This window comes from Leisingera sp. ABM4_101 (assembly GCF_056158725.1).
The window spans coordinates 2,776,733-2,793,260 of sequence record NZ_JBSWTV010000002.1; the positions used below are offsets into that span (position 1 = coordinate 2,776,733).

15 protein-coding genes are annotated in these 16,528 nt (G+C 62.7%); 5 read left to right on the top strand and 10 right to left on the bottom strand.

Annotated features, from left to right (window positions below):
- Window positions 1-66: 66 nt before the first annotated feature.
- Both cysE and ACXAEK_RS14835 read left to right on the top strand, forming a co-directional pair.
- Complete coding sequence (gene cysE / locus ACXAEK_RS14830) at window positions 67-888, top strand: serine O-acetyltransferase (protein ID WP_475043017.1); 822 nt, start codon at window positions 67-69, stop codon at window positions 886-888.
- Window positions 889-1,187: 299 nt separating this feature from the next.
- Window positions 1,188-2,252, top strand: a complete 1,065-nt coding sequence (locus tag ACXAEK_RS14835) for a PLP-dependent cysteine synthase family protein (RefSeq protein WP_475043019.1) — start codon at window positions 1,188-1,190, stop codon at window positions 2,250-2,252.
- Between the two features lie 223 nt (window positions 2,253-2,475).
- Here the strand turns inward: ACXAEK_RS14835 and ACXAEK_RS14840 are convergent, their stop codons facing one another.
- The 7 genes from ACXAEK_RS14840 to ACXAEK_RS14870 all read right to left on the bottom strand — a co-directional run bounded on the left by ACXAEK_RS14840 (window position 2,476) and on the right by ACXAEK_RS14870 (window position 9,650).
- On the bottom strand, window positions 2,476-3,804 hold the full coding sequence (locus ACXAEK_RS14840) for a pyruvate dehydrogenase complex dihydrolipoamide acetyltransferase (RefSeq protein ID WP_475043021.1): 1,329 nt from the start codon (window positions 3,802-3,804) through the stop codon (window positions 2,476-2,478).
- Between the two features lies 1 nt (window position 3,805).
- Window positions 3,806-4,066 (bottom strand): hypothetical protein, encoded by a 261-nt coding sequence (locus tag ACXAEK_RS14845; protein WP_039146173.1) that lies wholly within the window; start codon window positions 4,064-4,066, stop codon window positions 3,806-3,808.
- Between the two features lie 8 nt (window positions 4,067-4,074).
- Window positions 4,075-5,448, bottom strand: a complete 1,374-nt coding sequence (locus ACXAEK_RS14850; protein ID WP_475043023.1) for a pyruvate dehydrogenase complex E1 component subunit beta — start codon at window positions 5,446-5,448, stop codon at window positions 4,075-4,077.
- Between the two features lie 16 nt (window positions 5,449-5,464).
- Entirely contained in the window at window positions 5,465-6,454 is a 990-nt protein-coding gene (gene pdhA / locus ACXAEK_RS14855) for a pyruvate dehydrogenase (acetyl-transferring) E1 component subunit alpha (protein ID WP_475043024.1), read from the bottom strand.
- A 264-nt stretch (window positions 6,455-6,718) separates the two neighbouring features.
- On the bottom strand, window positions 6,719-7,018 hold the full coding sequence (locus ACXAEK_RS14860) for an FtsB family cell division protein (protein ID WP_475043026.1): 300 nt from the start codon (window positions 7,016-7,018) through the stop codon (window positions 6,719-6,721).
- Between the two features lie 157 nt (window positions 7,019-7,175).
- Window positions 7,176-8,318: a M24 family metallopeptidase gene (locus tag ACXAEK_RS14865; protein ID WP_475043028.1), complete on the bottom strand. Its 1,143-nt coding sequence runs from the start codon at window positions 8,316-8,318 to the stop codon at window positions 7,176-7,178.
- A 141-nt stretch (window positions 8,319-8,459) separates the two neighbouring features.
- The gene (locus tag ACXAEK_RS14870) at window positions 8,460-9,650 is read right to left on the bottom strand and encodes a phosphoglycerate kinase (protein WP_475043030.1); all 1,191 of its coding nucleotides are present in this window, start codon (window positions 9,648-9,650) and stop codon (window positions 8,460-8,462) included.
- Window positions 9,651-9,790: 140 nt separating this feature from the next.
- Here ACXAEK_RS14870 and ACXAEK_RS14875 point away from each other — a divergent pair, with 140 nt between their 5' ends.
- The 3 genes from ACXAEK_RS14875 to ACXAEK_RS14885 all read left to right on the top strand — a co-directional run bounded on the left by ACXAEK_RS14875 (window position 9,791) and on the right by ACXAEK_RS14885 (window position 11,970).
- The gene (locus tag ACXAEK_RS14875; RefSeq protein WP_475043031.1) at window positions 9,791-10,297 is read left to right on the top strand and encodes a peptidylprolyl isomerase; all 507 of its coding nucleotides are present in this window, start codon (window positions 9,791-9,793) and stop codon (window positions 10,295-10,297) included.
- Window positions 10,290-10,838, top strand: a complete 549-nt coding sequence (locus tag ACXAEK_RS14880) for a peptidylprolyl isomerase (RefSeq protein WP_475043033.1) — start codon at window positions 10,290-10,292, stop codon at window positions 10,836-10,838. Before ACXAEK_RS14875 ends, ACXAEK_RS14880 begins: the two co-directional genes overlap by 8 nt.
- 169 nt (window positions 10,839-11,007) lie before the next feature.
- Complete coding sequence (locus ACXAEK_RS14885) at window positions 11,008-11,970, top strand: DUF3179 domain-containing protein (protein WP_475043034.1); 963 nt, start codon at window positions 11,008-11,010, stop codon at window positions 11,968-11,970.
- A gap of 50 nt (window positions 11,971-12,020) precedes the next feature.
- Here ACXAEK_RS14885 and ACXAEK_RS14890 read toward each other — a convergent pair whose 3' ends face one another.
- From ACXAEK_RS14890 to ACXAEK_RS14900, 3 genes are all read right to left on the bottom strand, one after another.
- Window positions 12,021-13,367 carry a calcium-binding protein gene (locus ACXAEK_RS14890; RefSeq protein WP_475043036.1) on the bottom strand — a complete coding sequence of 449 codons (1,347 nt, stop codon included), beginning with the start codon at window positions 13,365-13,367 and terminating at the stop codon, window positions 12,021-12,023.
- A gap of 318 nt (window positions 13,368-13,685) precedes the next feature.
- Window positions 13,686-14,927, bottom strand: a complete 1,242-nt coding sequence (locus ACXAEK_RS14895) for a calcium-binding protein (protein ID WP_475043037.1) — start codon at window positions 14,925-14,927, stop codon at window positions 13,686-13,688.
- A 267-nt stretch (window positions 14,928-15,194) separates the two neighbouring features.
- Window positions 15,195-16,484 (bottom strand): calcium-binding protein, encoded by a 1,290-nt coding sequence (locus ACXAEK_RS14900; RefSeq protein WP_475043039.1) that lies wholly within the window; start codon window positions 16,482-16,484, stop codon window positions 15,195-15,197.
- Window positions 16,485-16,528 lie beyond the last annotated feature (44 nt).

Here is a 16,528-nt window from a genome sequence, read left to right on the forward strand (position 1 = left end):
CACGGGTTTGCGTTTGCTGCAAACCACCTTAGATGGGTAGTCTGAGCGGAGAAAGGACGTTGACCCATGGCAAAAACACAGCAAGCCGTTACGCCAGTGGATCCCGTATGGGACCGCATCACCCGCGAAGCTGAGGAGGCCGTTGCCACCCAGCCGCTGATGGGCGGGCTGATTCACGCCTGTATCTTGCACCACAAGTCGCTGCAGAAGGCGCTGTCCTACCGGATTTCCGCGAAGCTTTCGTCCAACGAAATGTCGATGGTGATCCTGCGCGAGATTGTTGACGACGCCTATGCCGGCTGCCCGGAACTGGTGGAAGCCGCGCGTGCCGACCTGATGGCGATAAACGAGCGCGACCCGGCCAGCCACCGGCTGCTGCAGCCGATCCTGTACTTCAAGGGGTTTCAGGCGGTGCAGGCCTACCGGGTCAGCCACTACCTGTGGGACCAGGGGCAGAAGGATCTGGCCTATTTCTTCCAGATGCGCACCTCGGAGATTTTCGGGATCGACATCCACCCGGGCGCCTGCCTGGGCAAAGGGATCATGATCGACCATGCCCATTCCATCGTGATCGGTGAAACCGCGGTGGTCGGCGACAATGTGTCGATGCTGCATTCGGTGACGCTGGGCGGCACCGGCAAGGAAGAGCAGGACCGCCATCCGAAGATCGGCGACGGGGTGCTGATCGGCGCGGGCGCCAAGGTTCTGGGCAACATCAAGGTCGGCCATTGCAGCCGCATTGCGGCCGGGTCCGTGGTGCTGTCAGAGGTTCCGCCCTGCACCACGGTCGCGGGCGTGCCTGCGAAGATCGTTGGCGAAGCGGGCTGTGATCAGCCGTCGATCAATATGGACCAGGTGGTGCCGGCCGGGTCTCCCTCAGCCAAGTGAGGCGCCGGGCCGCGGGCCTGGGACTTTGAGTATTTTGGGAAAGATGAAAGGGGCGGGTTCCGCCCCTTTTTACTGTCTGGATGTGCGGCGAATTTTGTTTTGAGGGAAGGGGTTGCGGGCGGAAGTTCATCTTCTGCGCTCAGGCTGAACGGCTTTTGGTTCCGCAATTTCCGGGTTCCGGCGGAGGCTGGTCTTAATCGCCGTCTGCGGGCGCCGGCTGGCTTGAACCCGGCCGTGCCGGGGCGCATATTGCCTTGCAACACGATAGTTTTCGGCAGTTTCGATTTGGGGGACAGATCTTGATTTACACAACAGAAGGCTGCGGGCGGCTGTTTGGTTCGATCCTGGAGACGGTGGGCAATACGCCTGCGATCCGGCTGAACAATATCGCGCCGGCCCATGTCACCATGTATGTGAAGTTCGAGGCGTTCAACCCGGCGGGATCGGTGAAGGACCGGCTGGCGCTGAACATCATCGAAGCGGCGGAGCGCGAGGGGCGCTTGAGCCCGGGCCAGACCGTGGTGGAGGCCACCAGCGGCAATACCGGCATCGGCCTGGCGATGGTCTGCGCCGCCAAGGGCTATCCGCTGGTCATTACCATGCACGACGGGTTCTCGGTCGAGCGGCGGCGGCTGATGCGGATGCTGGGCGCCAAGGTGGTGCTGACCCGCAAGGAGGACAAGGCGGTTGGCATGGTGGTGAAGGCCAAGGAGCTGGCAGAGGCCAACGGCTGGTTCCTGGCGCATCAGTTTGAGACCAAGGACAACGCCGATATTCACGAGGCCACCACCGCGCGGGAGATCCTGGGAGATTTCGAGGGTGAACGGCTGGATCACGTGGTGCTGGGCTATGGCACCGGCGGCACGGTGTCCGGCCTGGGCCGGGTGCTGAAGGGCGCGCGGCCGGATCTGAAGATTACTCTCAGCGAGCCGTCGAATGCGGCGCTGGTTCAGTCCGGCGAGGCGCAGGCGCGCAACGGTGAGGGTGAGCCTGCGGCGACCCATCCGGCCTTCAATCCGCACCCGATCCAGGGCTGGACCCCGGATTTCATCCCGCTGGTACTGCAGGAGGCGCTAGACGAGGGGCATTTCGATGCGCTGGAACCGGTGAGCGGCGAGGACAGCATCAAGTGGTCCCGGCGGCTGGCGGCGGAGGAAGGCATCCTTGCCGGAATTTCCAGCGGCGGCAGCCTGGCTGCGACAATGAAGGTGGCTGAGAGCGCGCCGGAAGGTTCTGTGCTGCTGGCGGTGCTGCCAGATACCGGCGAGCGCTATCTGTCGACGCCGCTGTTCGAGGATATTCCGGCGGAGATGGATGCGGCGGAGCAGGCGCTGTCGGCCTCGACCCCCGGCTATCAGTACTGACCGGCGCGCCGCCGCTGGCGGGGTGCTGGCGGCGGCTGTGGCGCAGATGAGTATTTTGGGAAAGATGAAGGAAACGGTTGCGCTGCCTTATTGAACGGCGCTGGATATCGCCGCTGCCTGGGTCGCGGCGGCCTTTGGCCTGATCCCGCGCCGGGTGCGGAACGTAAAGGAAAAGCCCCGGGTGTCGCCGGGGCTTTATTCATTTCTCCAATGCTGCAAGCTCTTAGGCCAGCATCACCATCGGGTTTTCCAGGTTGTCGACGATCGCCTTCAAGAGGTCCGCGCCGAGGGCGCCGTCGATGACGCGGTGGTCGACCGACATGGTGACGCTCATCACGGTGGCGACCTTCAATTCGCCGTCCGAACCCACAACCGGTTTCTTGACGCCGGAGCCGACCGCCAGGATGCCCGCGTGCGGCGGGTTCACGATGGCGTCGAAATTGTCGATGCCGAACATGCCGAGGTTGGAAATCGCGAAGCTGCCGCCCTGGTATTCATGCGGCGCCAGCTTGCGCTCGCGGGCGCGGGAGGCGAGGTCTTTCATCTCTGCCGACAGCGCGGAGAGCGATTTGGTGTCGCTGTCCTGCAGCACAGGGGTGAACAGACCGCCCTCGATGGCGACGGCAACCGCCACGTCGGAGGCTTTCATCTGCAAGACCCGGTCGCCGGCCCAGACCGCGTTGGCGTCTGGCACGGCCTGCAGCGCCAGCGCCACCGCCTTGATGATGAAATCGTTGACCGAGAGCTTCACGCCGCGGCCCTCGAGCTGCTTGTTGAGCTGGGCGCGGAATGCCAGCAGCGCGTCGAGCTGGATATCGCGGCGCAGGTAGAAATGCGGGATGGTCTGCTTGGCCTCGGTCAGGCGGGCGGCGATGGTCTTGCGCATGCCGTCCAGCTTGACCTCCTCATAGTCGCGGCCCTCGTACATGCGGGCAACCATGTCGGCGGAGGGGGCGGCCGGGGCTGCTGCGGCAGCGGGGGCTGCTGCGGCGGGGCCAGTGTCGGTGCCGCCTGCCTTAGCCGCTGCGGCGGCCTGCGGCTTGGCGTCCATGACGTCGGCCTTGACGATGCGGCCCTTGGGGCCGGAACCGGTGATCTGGCTCAGGTCCAGACCCTTGTCGGCGGCGATGCGGCGCGCCAAGGGCGAGGCGAAGATGCGGCTGCCGTCGGCGCCCTGCGGCGCGGCGGGGGCGGCTTTGGCCTCTTCCTTGGGCGCGGCTGCGGGGGCTTCAGCTTTGGCCGCAGGGGATTCTTCCTTGGCCGGTTCAGCAGAGCCGCCGCTGGAGGACTGGATGTCGTCGGCGCTTTCGCCGTCTTCCAGCAGCACCGCGATGGGGGTGTTGACCTTCACGCCCTCGGAGCCTTCGGCGATCAGGATCTTGCCGACCACGCCTTCGTCCACGGCTTCAAATTCCATGGTGGCCTTGTCGGTTTCGATCTCGGCGATCAGGTCGCCGGAGGAGACGGTGTCGCCCTCCTTGACCAGCCATTTGGCAAGGGTGCCTTCCTCCATGGTGGGAGAAAGCGCGGGCATCAGGATTTCGGTGGGCATGTCAGCGCTCCTCAATCAGAACAATTTGGTCATAGGGCGCCCTGGGGCGCCGGGTGCCGCGGGCCAGTTGGGTAATCGCGGCTTCGATCTTGTCTTTCTTCTCCGCCATCCAGACGTAGGCTTCCTGATGGGAGGGCCGCGAGCCGATCAGCCGTGTGTCTGCTGCCAGCCGTTCGGGAACCAGTGCGGTGACTGTGCGCCCGTCGACGGTCAGCGTGACGCGGTAGCATTCGGTTTCGGGATCGCGGCCCCTGATGTCCATCTTCGTCCTTAGCGGTAGGTCACTTGCTTGACGGCCTCGACCACCTCGTCCGTGGTGATCAGCGCGTGGCGTTCCAGGTTGGCGGCATAGGGCATGGGCACGTCCTTGCCGGTGCAGGTCACAACCGGGGCGTCGAGATAATCGAACGCCTGCTGCATCACCTCGGAGGCAATGTAGCTGCCGACGGAGCCCTGCGGCCAGCCTTCCTCGACGGTGACCAGGCGGTTGGTCTTCTGGACAGAGGCGATCACCGTGGGCAGGTCCATGGGCCTGAGCGTCCGCAGGTCGATGACCTCGGCTGAGATGCCGTCCTCAGCCAGCTTGTCAGCTGCTTCCAGCGCGTATTTCATGCCGATGCCGAAGGAGACGATGGTGGCGTCCGAGCCTTCGCGCCAGATCCGGGCCTTGCCGAAGGGCACGGTGAAATCGTCCAGTTTCGGCACGTCGAAGCTTTGGCCATAGAGGATTTCATTCTCCAGGAAGATCACCGGGTTGTTGTCGCGGATCGCGGTCTTCATCAGGCCCTTGGCGTCGGCGGCGGAATAGGGCATCACCACCTTCAGACCCGGGATCTGCATGTACCAGGCAGCATAGTCCTGGGAGTGCTGGGCGCCAACACGGGCAGCAGCGCCGTTGGGGCCGCGGAACACCATCGGGGCGCCCATCTGGCCGCCGGACATATAGAGCGTCTTGGCTGCAGAGTTGATGATATGGTCAATCGCCTGCATGGCGAAGTTGAAGGTCATGAACTCGACAATCGGGCGCAGGCCGCCGAAGGCCGCGCCGGTGGCGATGCCGGCAAAGCCGTGTTCGGTGATCGGGGTGTCGATCACGCGCTTGGAGCCGAATTCATCCAGCAGGCCCTGGGAGACCTTGTAGGCGCCCTGGTACTCGGCGACTTCCTCGCCCATCAGGAACACGTCTTCGTCGCGGCGCATTTCCTCTGCCATGGCGTCGCGCAGCGCTTCGCGCACGGTGGTCTGGACCATTTCGGTGCCTTCCGGGTAATCCGGCTCCAGCACGCGACTTTCGACCGGTGCAGGCGCGGCAGCAGCAGCAGCGGGGGCTGCGGGTGCCTCAGCTGCGGGTGCCGGGGCTTCAGCCGCGGGGGCAGGGGCGGCGGAGGCGTCGTAGGTTTCGCCGTCTTCGACCAGCACCGCGATGGGGGTGTTGACCTTGACGCCTTCGGTGCCTTCACCGATCAGGATCTTGCCGACGGTGCCTTCGTCGACGGCTTCGAACTCCATCGTCGCCTTGTCGGTTTCGATCTCGGCGAGGATATCGCCGGAGTTTACGGTATCGCCTTCCTTGACCAGCCATTTGGCCAGGGTGCCTTCCTCCATGGTCGGCGACAGGGCGGGCATCAGAATTTCAGTTGCCATGTCTTGTTCTTCCCTCTCAGGCGTAGATGTCGGTCCAGAGTTCGTCCAGGGCGGGCTCGGGGCTCTCCTTGGCGAAGTCTGCGGATTTGTTGACGATCTCCTTGATCTCCTTGTCGATCGCCTTGAGATCCTCTTCGGTGGCGTGCTTGCCGGTCAGCAGCATCTCGCGGACCTGCTCGATCGGGTCGCGCTCCTCGCGCATTTTCTGGACCTCTTCGCGGGTGCGGTACTTGGCCGGGTCCGACATCGAGTGGCCGCGGTAGCGGTAGGTCTTCACTTCGAGGATGTAGGGGCCGTCGCCGCTGCGGCAGTGGGCCACGGCGCGCTCGCCCGCTTCCTTCACCGACAGCACGTTCATGCCGTCCACCGCCTCGCCCGGGATGCCGAAGGCCTTGCCGCGTTCCCAGATCTCGGCGCTGGAGGTGGAGCGCTGCTGGGCGGTGCCCATGGCGTACTGGTTGTTCTCAATGACGAAAATCACCGGCAGTTTCCACAGGGCGGCCATGTTGAAGGTCTCGTAGACCTGGCCCTGGTTGGCGGCGCCATCGCCGAAATAGGTAAAGGTGACGCGGCCGTTGCCCTTGTATTTATCGGCAAAGGCGAGGCCCGCACCCAGCGGCACCTGGGCGCCGACGATGCCGTGGCCGCCGTAGAAATGCTTCTCCTTGGAAAACATATGCATGGAGCCGCCCTTGCCCTTGGAGTAGCCGCCCTCGCGCCCGGTCAGTTCGGCCATAACGCCGTCCGGGTCCATCCCGCAGGCCAGCATATGGCCGTGGTCGCGGTAGGAGGTGATCCGCTTGTCGCCTTCCTCGGCGGCGGCCTCCAGGCCCACAACAACCGCTTCCTGGCCGATATAGAGGTGGCAGAAGCCGCCAATCAGGCCCATGCCGTAAAGCTGGCCCGACTTCTCCTCGAATCGGCGGATCAGCAGCATCTCGCGGTAGTGTTTGGTCAGTTCTTCGGCAGAAACGTTTGGTTTCTTTGCGCTTTTTCTAGCGGCCATGGTGGTCAGCTCCCCCTGAAGGCTAGATAGTTTAGTGTTAAACAAATTCATAACCGGTTTTGACCCGGCTGGATAGTGTTATTCTGCCGCGGGGTTTCCGCCGCGTAAAATTCCGCTCAGGCAGCGCAAAAATGCCACGCTTGGGGGCTGCGGCACGGGCGGTGGCGTTCAGGAAGTTGAAAAATTCCGGCCAGGAAAATTGCAAATATTCCTAACCGTTTTCCTTGCAGGAGAACGGTTTCGCTGGGGCGGGTCAGGGAAAGATCAGCGGATCACGATCTCGTCCGCGCGGACGAGACCGAGAACCGAGCGCGCCTGCTCGTCAAGGAGGTCGAGGTCGAGGTAGTCGTCGGACAGGCGCTGTGTCAGGTTCTCCATCTCGCCGATTTGAGATTGGAGACGGCCGAGATCCAGCCGCAGTTCTTCCGCTTCGGCCTGGATCTCGACCCTCCGGAACAGACCGAAGTCGCCCTGCACCGCCGCAAAGGTGAAATACGCGCTGAGCGCGAAGGCGATAGCAAAGAAGGCGATGGCGCCGAGGGAGGGCCGGTTGCTTCGGGTCACGTTTGGAGTGCCTGTATGATACTGCTCAAGTTTTTGATTTTGCGCCGTTTCCCGGCGTCTAAAGTGACTATGCCACAACCGAATCGGCTTGTGAATCCCAAAACTGTCCACAGGGTGCATTTTTTGCGGCGCCGGACTAGTTGCGGACTTTTTCCGGTCACAAGATCACCTCTTGCAGTGCCTTGGGGTGGGACGTGATCTGTTCATAGCCGTCTTCGGTGATGATGAAACTGTCGCCGACCTGGGCGCGGAATGTATCGGTGGAGACCGAGCCGTCGACAGCAAAGACCATGCCGGGCTTCAGCACGGTTTCGTCGCCGGTGACCAGCTGCGGGCTTTCGAGGAAGCTGAAGCCGGTGGCGCGGCCGCAGCGGAACGGATAGCTGAAGCCTGCGTCCTGGATCACCTCGGCATAGGCGCGGTGAACCTCCTGCGCTTCAATACCGGGGCCAAGCACCTCCAGCGCCGCCTGCTGGCTGGCCACCGCCACCTCATAGATGCGGGCCTGTTCCGGGTCCGCCTCACCAATCCAGAAGGTGCGGTCGAAGCCCAGCTTGAAGCGGTGGAAATTGGTCATGCCGCAGAAGCACAGGAACACCGGCTCGCCGTGCTGCATGATGCGGGTGGAGGCGCGGTGGTGGGTCTTGGTGATGTCCCGGCCTGAGGCCATGATCTGCAGGAAATGGGTGCTGGGCGACATGTTGGCATCGCTGTAGTGGGTGCTGAGCAGTTCCGCCGCGGTGCGGGTGCCGGCCTGGGAGGTGGCGATGGCGACCTCGTATTCCGGCACTCCGGCGGCAATGGCGCCGCGGCCTGCGGACATCATGGCGCCGGCCACCTGGCCAGCGTGCCGGGCCAGTTGCAGCTCCTCCGCCGATTTGATCATCCTGAGGTCGGAGAGCGCCGGGGTGATGCTGGCGATTTCAGTGCTGCCCGCGAGTTCATCGACACAAGCGCGCACCATTGGCGGCATGTGGTCCGGCTCGATGGCGATGCGGCTAGCACCTGCCAAGGCGTCTGGCAGTTCGGCGCGCCACTCGGCGCCGTCGCCGTCGTTCCAGGCAGCGATGCGGTCCACTTGGGCGGCCTCCTCGGCCATCACCACGTCGATCACCGGGGTGATCAGCAGGGAAGGGCCGTCGCAGGGAACCACCAGGATGGTGGGGCGGCCAAACTCCATATGCAGGTAGTCGTAGTAGCCGGTCAGGTAATAGACATTGTCGTCGTCGGTGATCAGGGCCACGCCGATTTCGGCCTCTGCCATCTTCTGCCGCAGGCGGGTCATGCGCTCCTGAAACATCCCTGTGCCTCCTTGTTCCGGATATCTGCGGAAGACGCTAGGGGCAGGCAGTGACTCGCGGCAAAGGCTTTATTGTCCCGTGACAAAGAAAACGCCCCGGCGGGAAGGCCGGGGCGCGGTCATGCCGAGTGCGGGTTAGACTTACTGTTCCAGCGCCGCAACGCCAGGGAGCTCTTTGCCTTCCATCCATTCCAGGAAGGCGCCGCCGGCGGTGGAGATATAGCTGAAATCGCCCGCAGCACCTGAAGCGTTCAGCGCGGCCACGGTGTCACCGCCGCCTGCGACCGAAATCAGCTGGCCGGCGCGGGTCAGGGCGGCGGCCTTGAGCGCGGCGGCGTTGGTGGCGGTGTCGAAGGGCTCCAGCTCAAAGGCGCCCAAGGGGCCGTTCCAGATCAGCGTCTTACTGTTCTCGAACACTTCGTTGATGCGGGCCAGGCTGTCGGGGCCTGCGTCCAGGATCATGCCGTCCTCGGGGCATTGATCGGCGGGCAGGGTTTCATGATCGGCGTGGGCTTCGAATTTCTTGGCGACCACGATGTCGGAGGGCAGGATGATCTCGCAGCCTGCGGCCTCGGCTTTGGCGAGGATCTCTGCTGCGGTGTCCTTCATGATGCGTTCGGCCAGCGAGATGCCGACCGGCAGGCCCTTGGCGACCAGGAAGGTGTTGGCCATGCCGCCGCCGATTACCAGGTGGTCAACTTTCTCGATCAGGTTGCCCAGCAGCTCCAGCTTGGTGGAGACTTTGGCGCCGCCAACCACGGCAGTCACCGGGCGCTGCGGCTGGCCCAGGGCGCTTTCCAGAGCTTCCAGTTCGGCCTGCATCAGGCGGCCGGCACAGGCGGGCAGCAGGCGCGCAATGGCCTCGGTCGAGGAATGCGCCCGGTGGGCAGCGGAAAAGGCGTCGTTGCAGTAGACCTCGCCCAGGCGCGCCATGCCAGCGGCCAGATCCGGGTCATTCTTGGTTTCGGCAGCGTGGAAGCGGGTGTTTTCCAAGAGCAGGACTTCGCCCGGCTGCAGCGCATCTGCGGCGGCCTCAGCCCCGGCGCCGACGCAATCGGCGGCAAACAGGACCTTGGTTTCAAAGGCGCGTTCCAGCGTCGGCACCAGCTGATTGAGCGACAGGTTCTCGCGGCGCTCGCCGCCGGGACGGCCGAAGTGCGCGAGCAGGATCGGCTTGCCGCCGGCCGCCAGAATATCGCGCACGGTGGGGGCGATGCGGCGGATGCGGGTGGAGTTGGTCACCACACCGTCGACGATCGGCACGTTGATATCCACGCGCACCAGCACGCGCTTGCCGTTCAGATCCATGTCGTCGAGTGTTTTCCAGCCCATCTTGAGAGCCCCCTTATGGTGAAAATGCAGTCAAATCCGGGCGCTGTTTCGGGGGTTTTTGCGTATCAGTCAATGCTCCCTTGGCATTTGGTGGCGCTACCCTTAACTATCGTTGCAAATTTCGACGACAGGAGGGCCAGATGGCCGAGATTAAAGATCCCGAAAACACCGTCATCATCGAGCTGAAGGACGGCAATGTTGTTATCGAGCTGCTGCCTGACGTGGCGCCGAAGCACAGCGAGCGGATGAAGGAACTGGCCCGTGCCGGTGAGTATGACAACGTGTGCTTCCACCGGGTGATCGACGGCTTCATGGCGCAGACCGGCGACGTGGCCAACGGCGACATGGAAGACGGGTTCAACATCCGCATGGCGGGCACTGGCGGCTCCAGCCTGCCGAACCTGCCGGCCGAGTTCTCCAAGCTGCCGCATGACCGCGGCACCCTGGGTGCGGCACGCTCCGCCAACCCGGACAGCGCCAACTCGCAGTTCTTTATCAACTTCAAGGACAACCACTTCCTGAACGGCCAGTACACCGTTTACGGCCGTGTCATCGAAGGCATGGAGCATGTGGACGCGATCACCCGCGGCGAGCCGCCTGCGAACCCGGACCGGATGATCTCTGTCAAGGTAGCTGCGGATGCGTAAGGCGCTGAGCCTGGTGGCCCTGCTGGCAGCAGGGCCTGCTTTCGCCTCCGGCCTGGAAATCCAGGTTGCGGGAGAAGCAATCGGCACCATCAAGATCGACCTGTTCGAGGACGTGGCGCCGGCGCATGTGGCACAAATCACCGCGCTGGCCGGTGAAGGCCAGTATGACGGGGTGGTGTTTCACCGGGTGATCGAGGGCTTCATGGCGCAGACCGGCGACGTGCAGTTCGGCAAGGCTGGCGGCGACATGCGCCGGGCCGGGCAGGGCGGCTCTGACCGTCCCGATCTGCCTGCCGAGTTCTCGGACATCACCTATGGCCGCGGTGTTGTGGGCATGGCCCGGGCGCAGGACCCGAACAGCGCCAACTCGCAGTTCTTCATCATGTTTGAGCCGGGTCCGTTCCTGGACGGCCAGTATACGGTTGTCGGTCAGGTGACCGAAGGCATGGATGTGGTTGATGCGATCAAGCGCGGCGCAGGCCCCAATGGCGCGGTGGTCGGCCAGCCCGACACCATGACCAAGGTGACTGTGACAGAATAAACGGTCCGGCAGACGGATCGCAGAGGCTCGCTCCCGGTTTCCGGTGGCGGGCCTTTGCCGTTTCAGCCACGGCTTGCGCCAGTCCTCTGACATGACGTCACAAGCCCGTGTTTCCCGCTGTTCAGCAGGCTGTGCTCTTCCGTACCCTGGGGTCAGCGGAGAACCAGGTATGTTGAAACGCGTGTTGATGAGTGCCGCTGTATTGCTGCCCTGGATGGCGCAGGCCGAACCGGGACAGTGGCAGCGGGAATGGCCAAGGACGGATTTTAGCCGGACCAGCATTCCGGACTGGGGGCAGATCCGCTCAGGCGGGGTACCCAAGGACGGTATTCCGGCGCTTGATGCGCCTCAGTTCGTGGAGGCGGCGAAGGACCGCCGGATCAAGCCCCGCGAGCCGGTGATCGCGCTGGAGTTAGAGGGCGCCCGGCCGCGGGCCTATCCACTGCGGTATCTGACCTGGCATGAGATCGTGAACGATGTGGTGGCGGGGGTGCCGGTTGCGGTGACCTATTGCCCGCTCTGCAATTCGGCGATGACATTTGACCGGCGCACCCGGGCGGGGGTGCTGAGTTTCGGGGTCAGCGGCAAGCTGCGGTTCTCTGACATGGTGATGTATGACCGCGAGACCCAAAGCTGGTGGCAGCAGGCCCTGGGCACCGGCATTGCCGGTGAAATGAGCGGCCAGAAACTGGCGAGCCTGCCATCCTGGGTGGAAAGCTGGGAAGCGTTCACCGCGCGCAACCCGGACGGGCTGGTGATGGCGCAGCCGGGGTTCAACCGCCGCTATGGGCAGAACCCTTATGTGAATTACGACAGCTCAGACTGGCCGTTTCTGTATGACGGCACGCCGCCGCCGCACGGGCTGGCGCCGCTGGACCGGGTGGTGCGGGCCGGCAGCCGGGCCTGGCCGCTGGCACGGCTGGCGGCAGCGGGTGAAATCCGCGAGGCCGGGCTGGTGCTGAGCTGGCGGGAAGGGCAGGCCTCGGCGCTGGATACGGCCAGCCTGGCCGCCGGGCGCGACATCGGATCGGTGCGGGTGCGCGACAGCAGCGGTCTGGACGTGCCGCATGACGTGATGTTCGCCTTTGCCTTTCATGCCTTCTGGCCCAAGGGGCAGTGGATGCTGCAATGACAAAGGCGCTTCCCGCGGCGCGCCTTTGCAACTGGCCGCAGGCCCCTGGTTCAGAACAGGAAGTTGTCCGTGTCCTGCAGGTCCGGCAAACTGATATTCTGAACAAGAATGCTGGCCTCTTCAAAAGAGATAAGCACATCACTGTCCAGCTGTTCGAAGCTGAGCTGGTCGATGGATGACAGGTCACGGCGGATGCGGATCAGGTCTGTTCCGGCAGAGAAATCAGTGATGGTATCGTTGCCGAACGTCTTGCGGAAAAGAAATATGTCCTTTCCGGAACCGCCTGTCAGCCTGTCGTTGTCCAAGCCGCCATTCAGGCTGTCATTTCCAGCCCCGCCGCGCAGCAGATCCCCTTGCCAGGAGCCCTTGAGCGTGTCGTTTCCATTTCCACCAACCAGAGTGTCGTTGCCAGAGTGGCCACGCAGCCAGTCATCACCCTTGTTCCCGTTCAGAACATCTTCGCCCCAATTGCCATGAAGCCGGTCGTCATCGTCACCGCCGGACAGAGTGTCGTCGCGCAGCCCGCCGAAAAGCCGGTCGTCGCCGGTATTTCCAAGCAACTGGTCGCTGCCTCTGGAGCCGAACAGAACGTCGTCCCCGGCGCCGCCGTCCAAGGTATCGCGGCCGCGAAAGCCAAGAATTGTATCCGCCCCATAGAGGCCCGCCATTTGATCATGCGAGGTTGAGCCATGCATGAGATCGCGCAGTTCTCCGGGCATGGAGTCTCCAGACACAGCACCGTCAGATTTTTGCACGTTTGTGACGGGAATTGTCCAGTCTTGGAATTGGATGAATTCAATTTCTTGAAAAGTAATTTCATGCCTGCTGGTTTCCAGCGCCGCAGAGCCATAAAAAATGAAAATACTGGACTCATTAAAATCGGCATTGATGATCAGCGTGTCGACCCCGTCTCCGCCTTCAATATTCTGGTCTCCTGTCCCCGGATCAATAGTGTCATCGCCAGCACCCGCCAGCCAATGCGCATCTTCGCCGCCGGTGTTTCTGACAAAGTCGTTTCCACTTAAACCGTTGAGCAAAAGGCTCTCAGTGAAGTCGCGGAGGTAGTCGCCGCTGGACGAGAAAGGAAGGTTCAGATCTGTCGCCGTCAACGCAAGACTATCGTCGAGGGAGAAGGTGAAAGTGGATACTACTCCGCTGTCGTAGTCTCCAGAATAAAGAAAATTTCCCTCAAGGGTGATTACAAATGCTTTTTCCGGATCGAGCCGTTGAGGGTTTTTGTAATTTCCTGTGATGACGATTGCGTCATGCGATTTGGAAAGGATTTTTGTGTTGCTGAAAGCTTTCCCCGTGGGGTGGTAAATCCAGCCGTCACCCGATGGTTTTGCCGAAAATGAACTGGGTACAATTCTGGCATCGTGGACAATAAAGTTCCCCATTTTATTTTCCTGTATTTTGAAGTTGAAAGTGCTGCTTGAAAATTAGAGGTGCATGATGCGTCTGAAGCGGCTTACACTTGCAGATTGCAATGTTGGATTAGTGAACGCCTCATAAGGTTTGTCAAGGCTTGATGCCGTCAGGGGAGCGGTTACAGCATCAAAGCCGACGGGCAGTTTAAAGGGAGTTTGGGATTTTAAGAGGAATTCGCCGGTTGAGGCGCGTAAAACCGCAACGTAAAAGCTGCGGTCTTGTTCCGCTGCTGCAATGAAAAAAGGCGCGCCGCAGGGCGCGCCTTGGAACCGGTGGCCGGGCAGGGGTCAGAACAGGAAGTTGTCGGCGTCCTGCAGCTGCGCCACGGTGATGTCTTCCACCAGGATGGTGACATTTGCAAAAGAGACCAGGACATCATCGCCCTGGCTTTCGAACTCCAGCTGTGCCAGCCGGTTGGCGCCGCGGCCGATCTGGATGTGATCCTCGCCTGCGGTGAAATCGGTGATCGTGTCGTTGCCGTGGCCCTTGTGGAAGACAAAGATGTCGGCCTGGCTGCCGCCGGTCAGCTGATCATTGCCTTTGTGGCCCAGCAGGGTGTCGCGGCCGGAGCCGCCGGACAGCGTGTCGCTGCCACTGCCGCCGAACAGCTGGTCATTGCCGGAGTTGCCTTCCAGGCGGTCCTTGCCGGACCCGCCCTTGAGCGTGTCATTGCCGCCTTCGCCCAGCAGCTGGTCGCCGTGGCGGCCGCCGTCGAGGCTGTCATCGCCGAAGCCGCCGAACAGGCGGTCGCGGGCAGCACCGCCCAGCAAAGCGTCGTTGCCGTCGCCGCCCTTGAGGGTATCCCGGCCGCCGCCGCCCAGGATCCGGTCATCGCCCTCTTCGCCCAGCAGCAGATCCCTGCCGGAGTGGCCGGAGATCGTGTCGCCGCCGCGGCCGCCAAGGATCAGGTCGCTGGAAGGGGAAGAGGAGTTGCCGGACAGGCTGTTGCTGAGGGAGGAGCCGGCCTGCAAGGCGAAGGTGCGGTCAGAGAATTCCAGCTGTTCGATGGAGGAAATCCGGTCGCGGCCATCGGCGGAGCTGATGGTCACGCTGCCAAAGCTGGAAGACAGCTCTGCATCGGCGAAACGGTCGCTGATGATCAGCCGGTCGGTGCCGGTGCCGCCGTTAACCGTGTCATCGCCGGTGCCCAGCGAGATGGTGTCATCGCCGCCATAGGCCTGCCACAGCTGGCCCTGCGACATGTTGGAAGTGATCGTGTCGCTGCTGGCGAGAATACGGGCTTCTGCCTGTGCACCGGACAGGGTGGAGAAGGTAAAGAGGTTCATCGAGAACCCGGTCAGGGACATCACCGATGTGCCGTGCGAGGTGATGTTGATCCCGGTTATGGTCCAGGAAAAGCGGGACGCCGAGGAAAAATCCCCGGTGAGGTTGAAGCCGGCGCCGTTGGTGCCGGTGAACACGATCAGGCTGGAGGTTTGCGTGGTGATCTGCGCATTTGCGAAGTCCGGGGAGTTCAGGTCCGCCAGGGACCAGCTTCCGTTCAGATCGTTTACGGTAATTGTCGCCATTCCGTGAATTCCTGTTTTGATCAACACGCTGGCGGGGCTGCCGCGTCTTTAACGGTTCATTAGCGTTGTCAACTCCTACTTGCAAGGTAAGGAAAGTAGGAAGCTAATACGCGATCCGGATGGCGCGGTGCCTGCCTGGGACCCGGTTGGCCAGGCCGGCAGCCTAGCACGCTGCGTGTCCTTCCCGCCCGCCGGCCGCTGGCCGGTGGATGGGAAAGGGAAATGGCGCGCCGCGGGGCGCGCCAGGCCAGCGGGCTGGTGGCAGTTTCAGAACAAGAAGTTGTCCGCGTCCTGGAGCTGCTCCACGGTGATGTTCTCAACCAGGATGGTCACATTTGCAAAGGAGACCAGAACGTCTTCGCCCTGTTGTTCGAATTCCAGCTGTTCCAGGCCAGAGGCGCCGCGGCCGATGCCGATCTGGTCAAGGCCTGCAGTGAAGTCGGTGATCGTGTCGTTGCCATGATCTTTAAGGAAGACAAACACGTCCGCATGGGCGCCGCCGGTCAGCACGTCGTCGCCTTGATTGCCGAGCAGCAGATCTTTGCCTGCGCCGCCGGACAGCGTGTCGTTGCCGTCGCCGCCGTTCAGCGTGTCGGCGCCCTTGCCGCCCTTCACCACATCGGTGCCGCTTCCGCCGGACAGGCTGTCATCGCCGCCGCCGCCCTGCAGGCGGTCCTGGCCGGCGCCTCCTTCCAGCGTGTCCTTTCCAGCATCGCCGCGCAGCTTGTCGCCGCCCTTGCCGCCGCTGAGGCTGTCGCGGCCGCTGCCGCCGATCAGAAGGTCGCCTGAGGCGCCGCCGTCCAGCGTGTCGTCGCCTGCGGCGCCGTAGAGCGTGTCCCGTCCGGTAAGCCCCAGCAGATTGTCGGCGGCACCGGAGCCGGCCATCACGTCCCGGTTTTCCTCTGCGTAGGTATCGCCTTCGGTTTCTGCCGCGTCCGCCTTGGCTTTGGTGACGGCAATTGTCCGGTCGTTGAATTGAAGGAATTCCACAGATTTGAAACTGTCCCGGCCGCCTGCATGTTTGACCCCGAGACTGCCCTCCCAGGCCCCTGTTTTGGCGTCCGCCAAATCAGAATTAATAATGAGCGTATCGGTGCCGCGGCCGCCGAGGACGGTGTCATTTCCACGGCCCGGATCAATGGTGTCATTTCCGCGCCCGGCCGCCCAGAGACTGCTGCCTTTGGGGCCTTCTATCAAATCATCGCCTTTCAGCCCGTCTGCGGCAAAACTGGTGAGGAAGGCATTAAGATGGCCGCTTCTGCCGGCCTCATAGGACAAGGCCAGGCCGGTCGCAGTGACGGCATCTGAGCCGTCCTTTTGCAGACTGAACCCTGTAACTGTGCCGCTAACCTGTTTTCTGGACGAGGAAAAACTGCCATCTAAGGTCAGCAGAAAGCTGCCCCCGCCGCTGAGTTCGCCTGCGATAATCACTTGGCTTGCAGTTGTTTCAGAGACCCAGCTGTCAGCGACCATGCTGGTGCCGGTAAGGTCCCAGAAGCTTTCCGGCAGCTGTTTTCCCCAGGCGAATTTGGAATCAAATACAGTGAACTGTGCCATAGTTTTCCCCCCGGTATGGCATTACGCCCGCGTGCTGCGGGTAT

Bases quoted from the DNA above. Each gene is read 5' to 3' on its own strand.
- ACXAEK_RS14900 (WP_475043039.1), bottom strand. From the start codon at position 16,484: ATGGCACAGTTCACTGTATTTGATTCCAAATTCGCCTGGGGAAAACAG.
- ACXAEK_RS14870 (WP_475043030.1), bottom strand. From the start codon at position 9,650: ATGGGCTGGAAAACACTCGACGACATGGATCTGAACGGCAAGCGCGTG.
- ACXAEK_RS14885 (WP_475043034.1), top strand. From the start codon at position 11,008: ATGTTGAAACGCGTGTTGATGAGTGCCGCTGTATTGCTGCCCTGGATG.
- ACXAEK_RS14875 (WP_475043031.1), top strand. From the start codon at position 9,791: ATGGCCGAGATTAAAGATCCCGAAAACACCGTCATCATCGAGCTGAAG.
- ACXAEK_RS14865 (WP_475043028.1), bottom strand. From the start codon at position 8,318: ATGTTTCAGGAGCGCATGACCCGCCTGCGGCAGAAGATGGCAGAGGCC.
- ACXAEK_RS14895 (WP_475043037.1), bottom strand. From the start codon at position 14,927: ATGGCGACAATTACCGTAAACGATCTGAACGGAAGCTGGTCCCTGGCG.
- ACXAEK_RS14840 (WP_475043021.1), bottom strand. From the start codon at position 3,804: ATGCCCACCGAAATCCTGATGCCCGCGCTTTCTCCCACCATGGAGGAA.
- ACXAEK_RS14850 (WP_475043023.1), bottom strand. From the start codon at position 5,448: ATGGCAACTGAAATTCTGATGCCCGCCCTGTCGCCGACCATGGAGGAA.
- ACXAEK_RS14880 (WP_475043033.1), top strand. From the start codon at position 10,290: ATGCGTAAGGCGCTGAGCCTGGTGGCCCTGCTGGCAGCAGGGCCTGCT.
- cysE (WP_475043017.1), top strand. From the start codon at position 67: ATGGCAAAAACACAGCAAGCCGTTACGCCAGTGGATCCCGTATGGGAC.
- ACXAEK_RS14890 (WP_475043036.1), bottom strand. From the start codon at position 13,367: ATGGGGAACTTTATTGTCCACGATGCCAGAATTGTACCCAGTTCATTT.
- pdhA (WP_475043024.1), bottom strand. From the start codon at position 6,454: ATGGCCGCTAGAAAAAGCGCAAAGAAACCAAACGTTTCTGCCGAAGAA.
- ACXAEK_RS14845 (WP_039146173.1), bottom strand. From the start codon at position 4,066: ATGGACATCAGGGGCCGCGATCCCGAAACCGAATGCTACCGCGTCACG.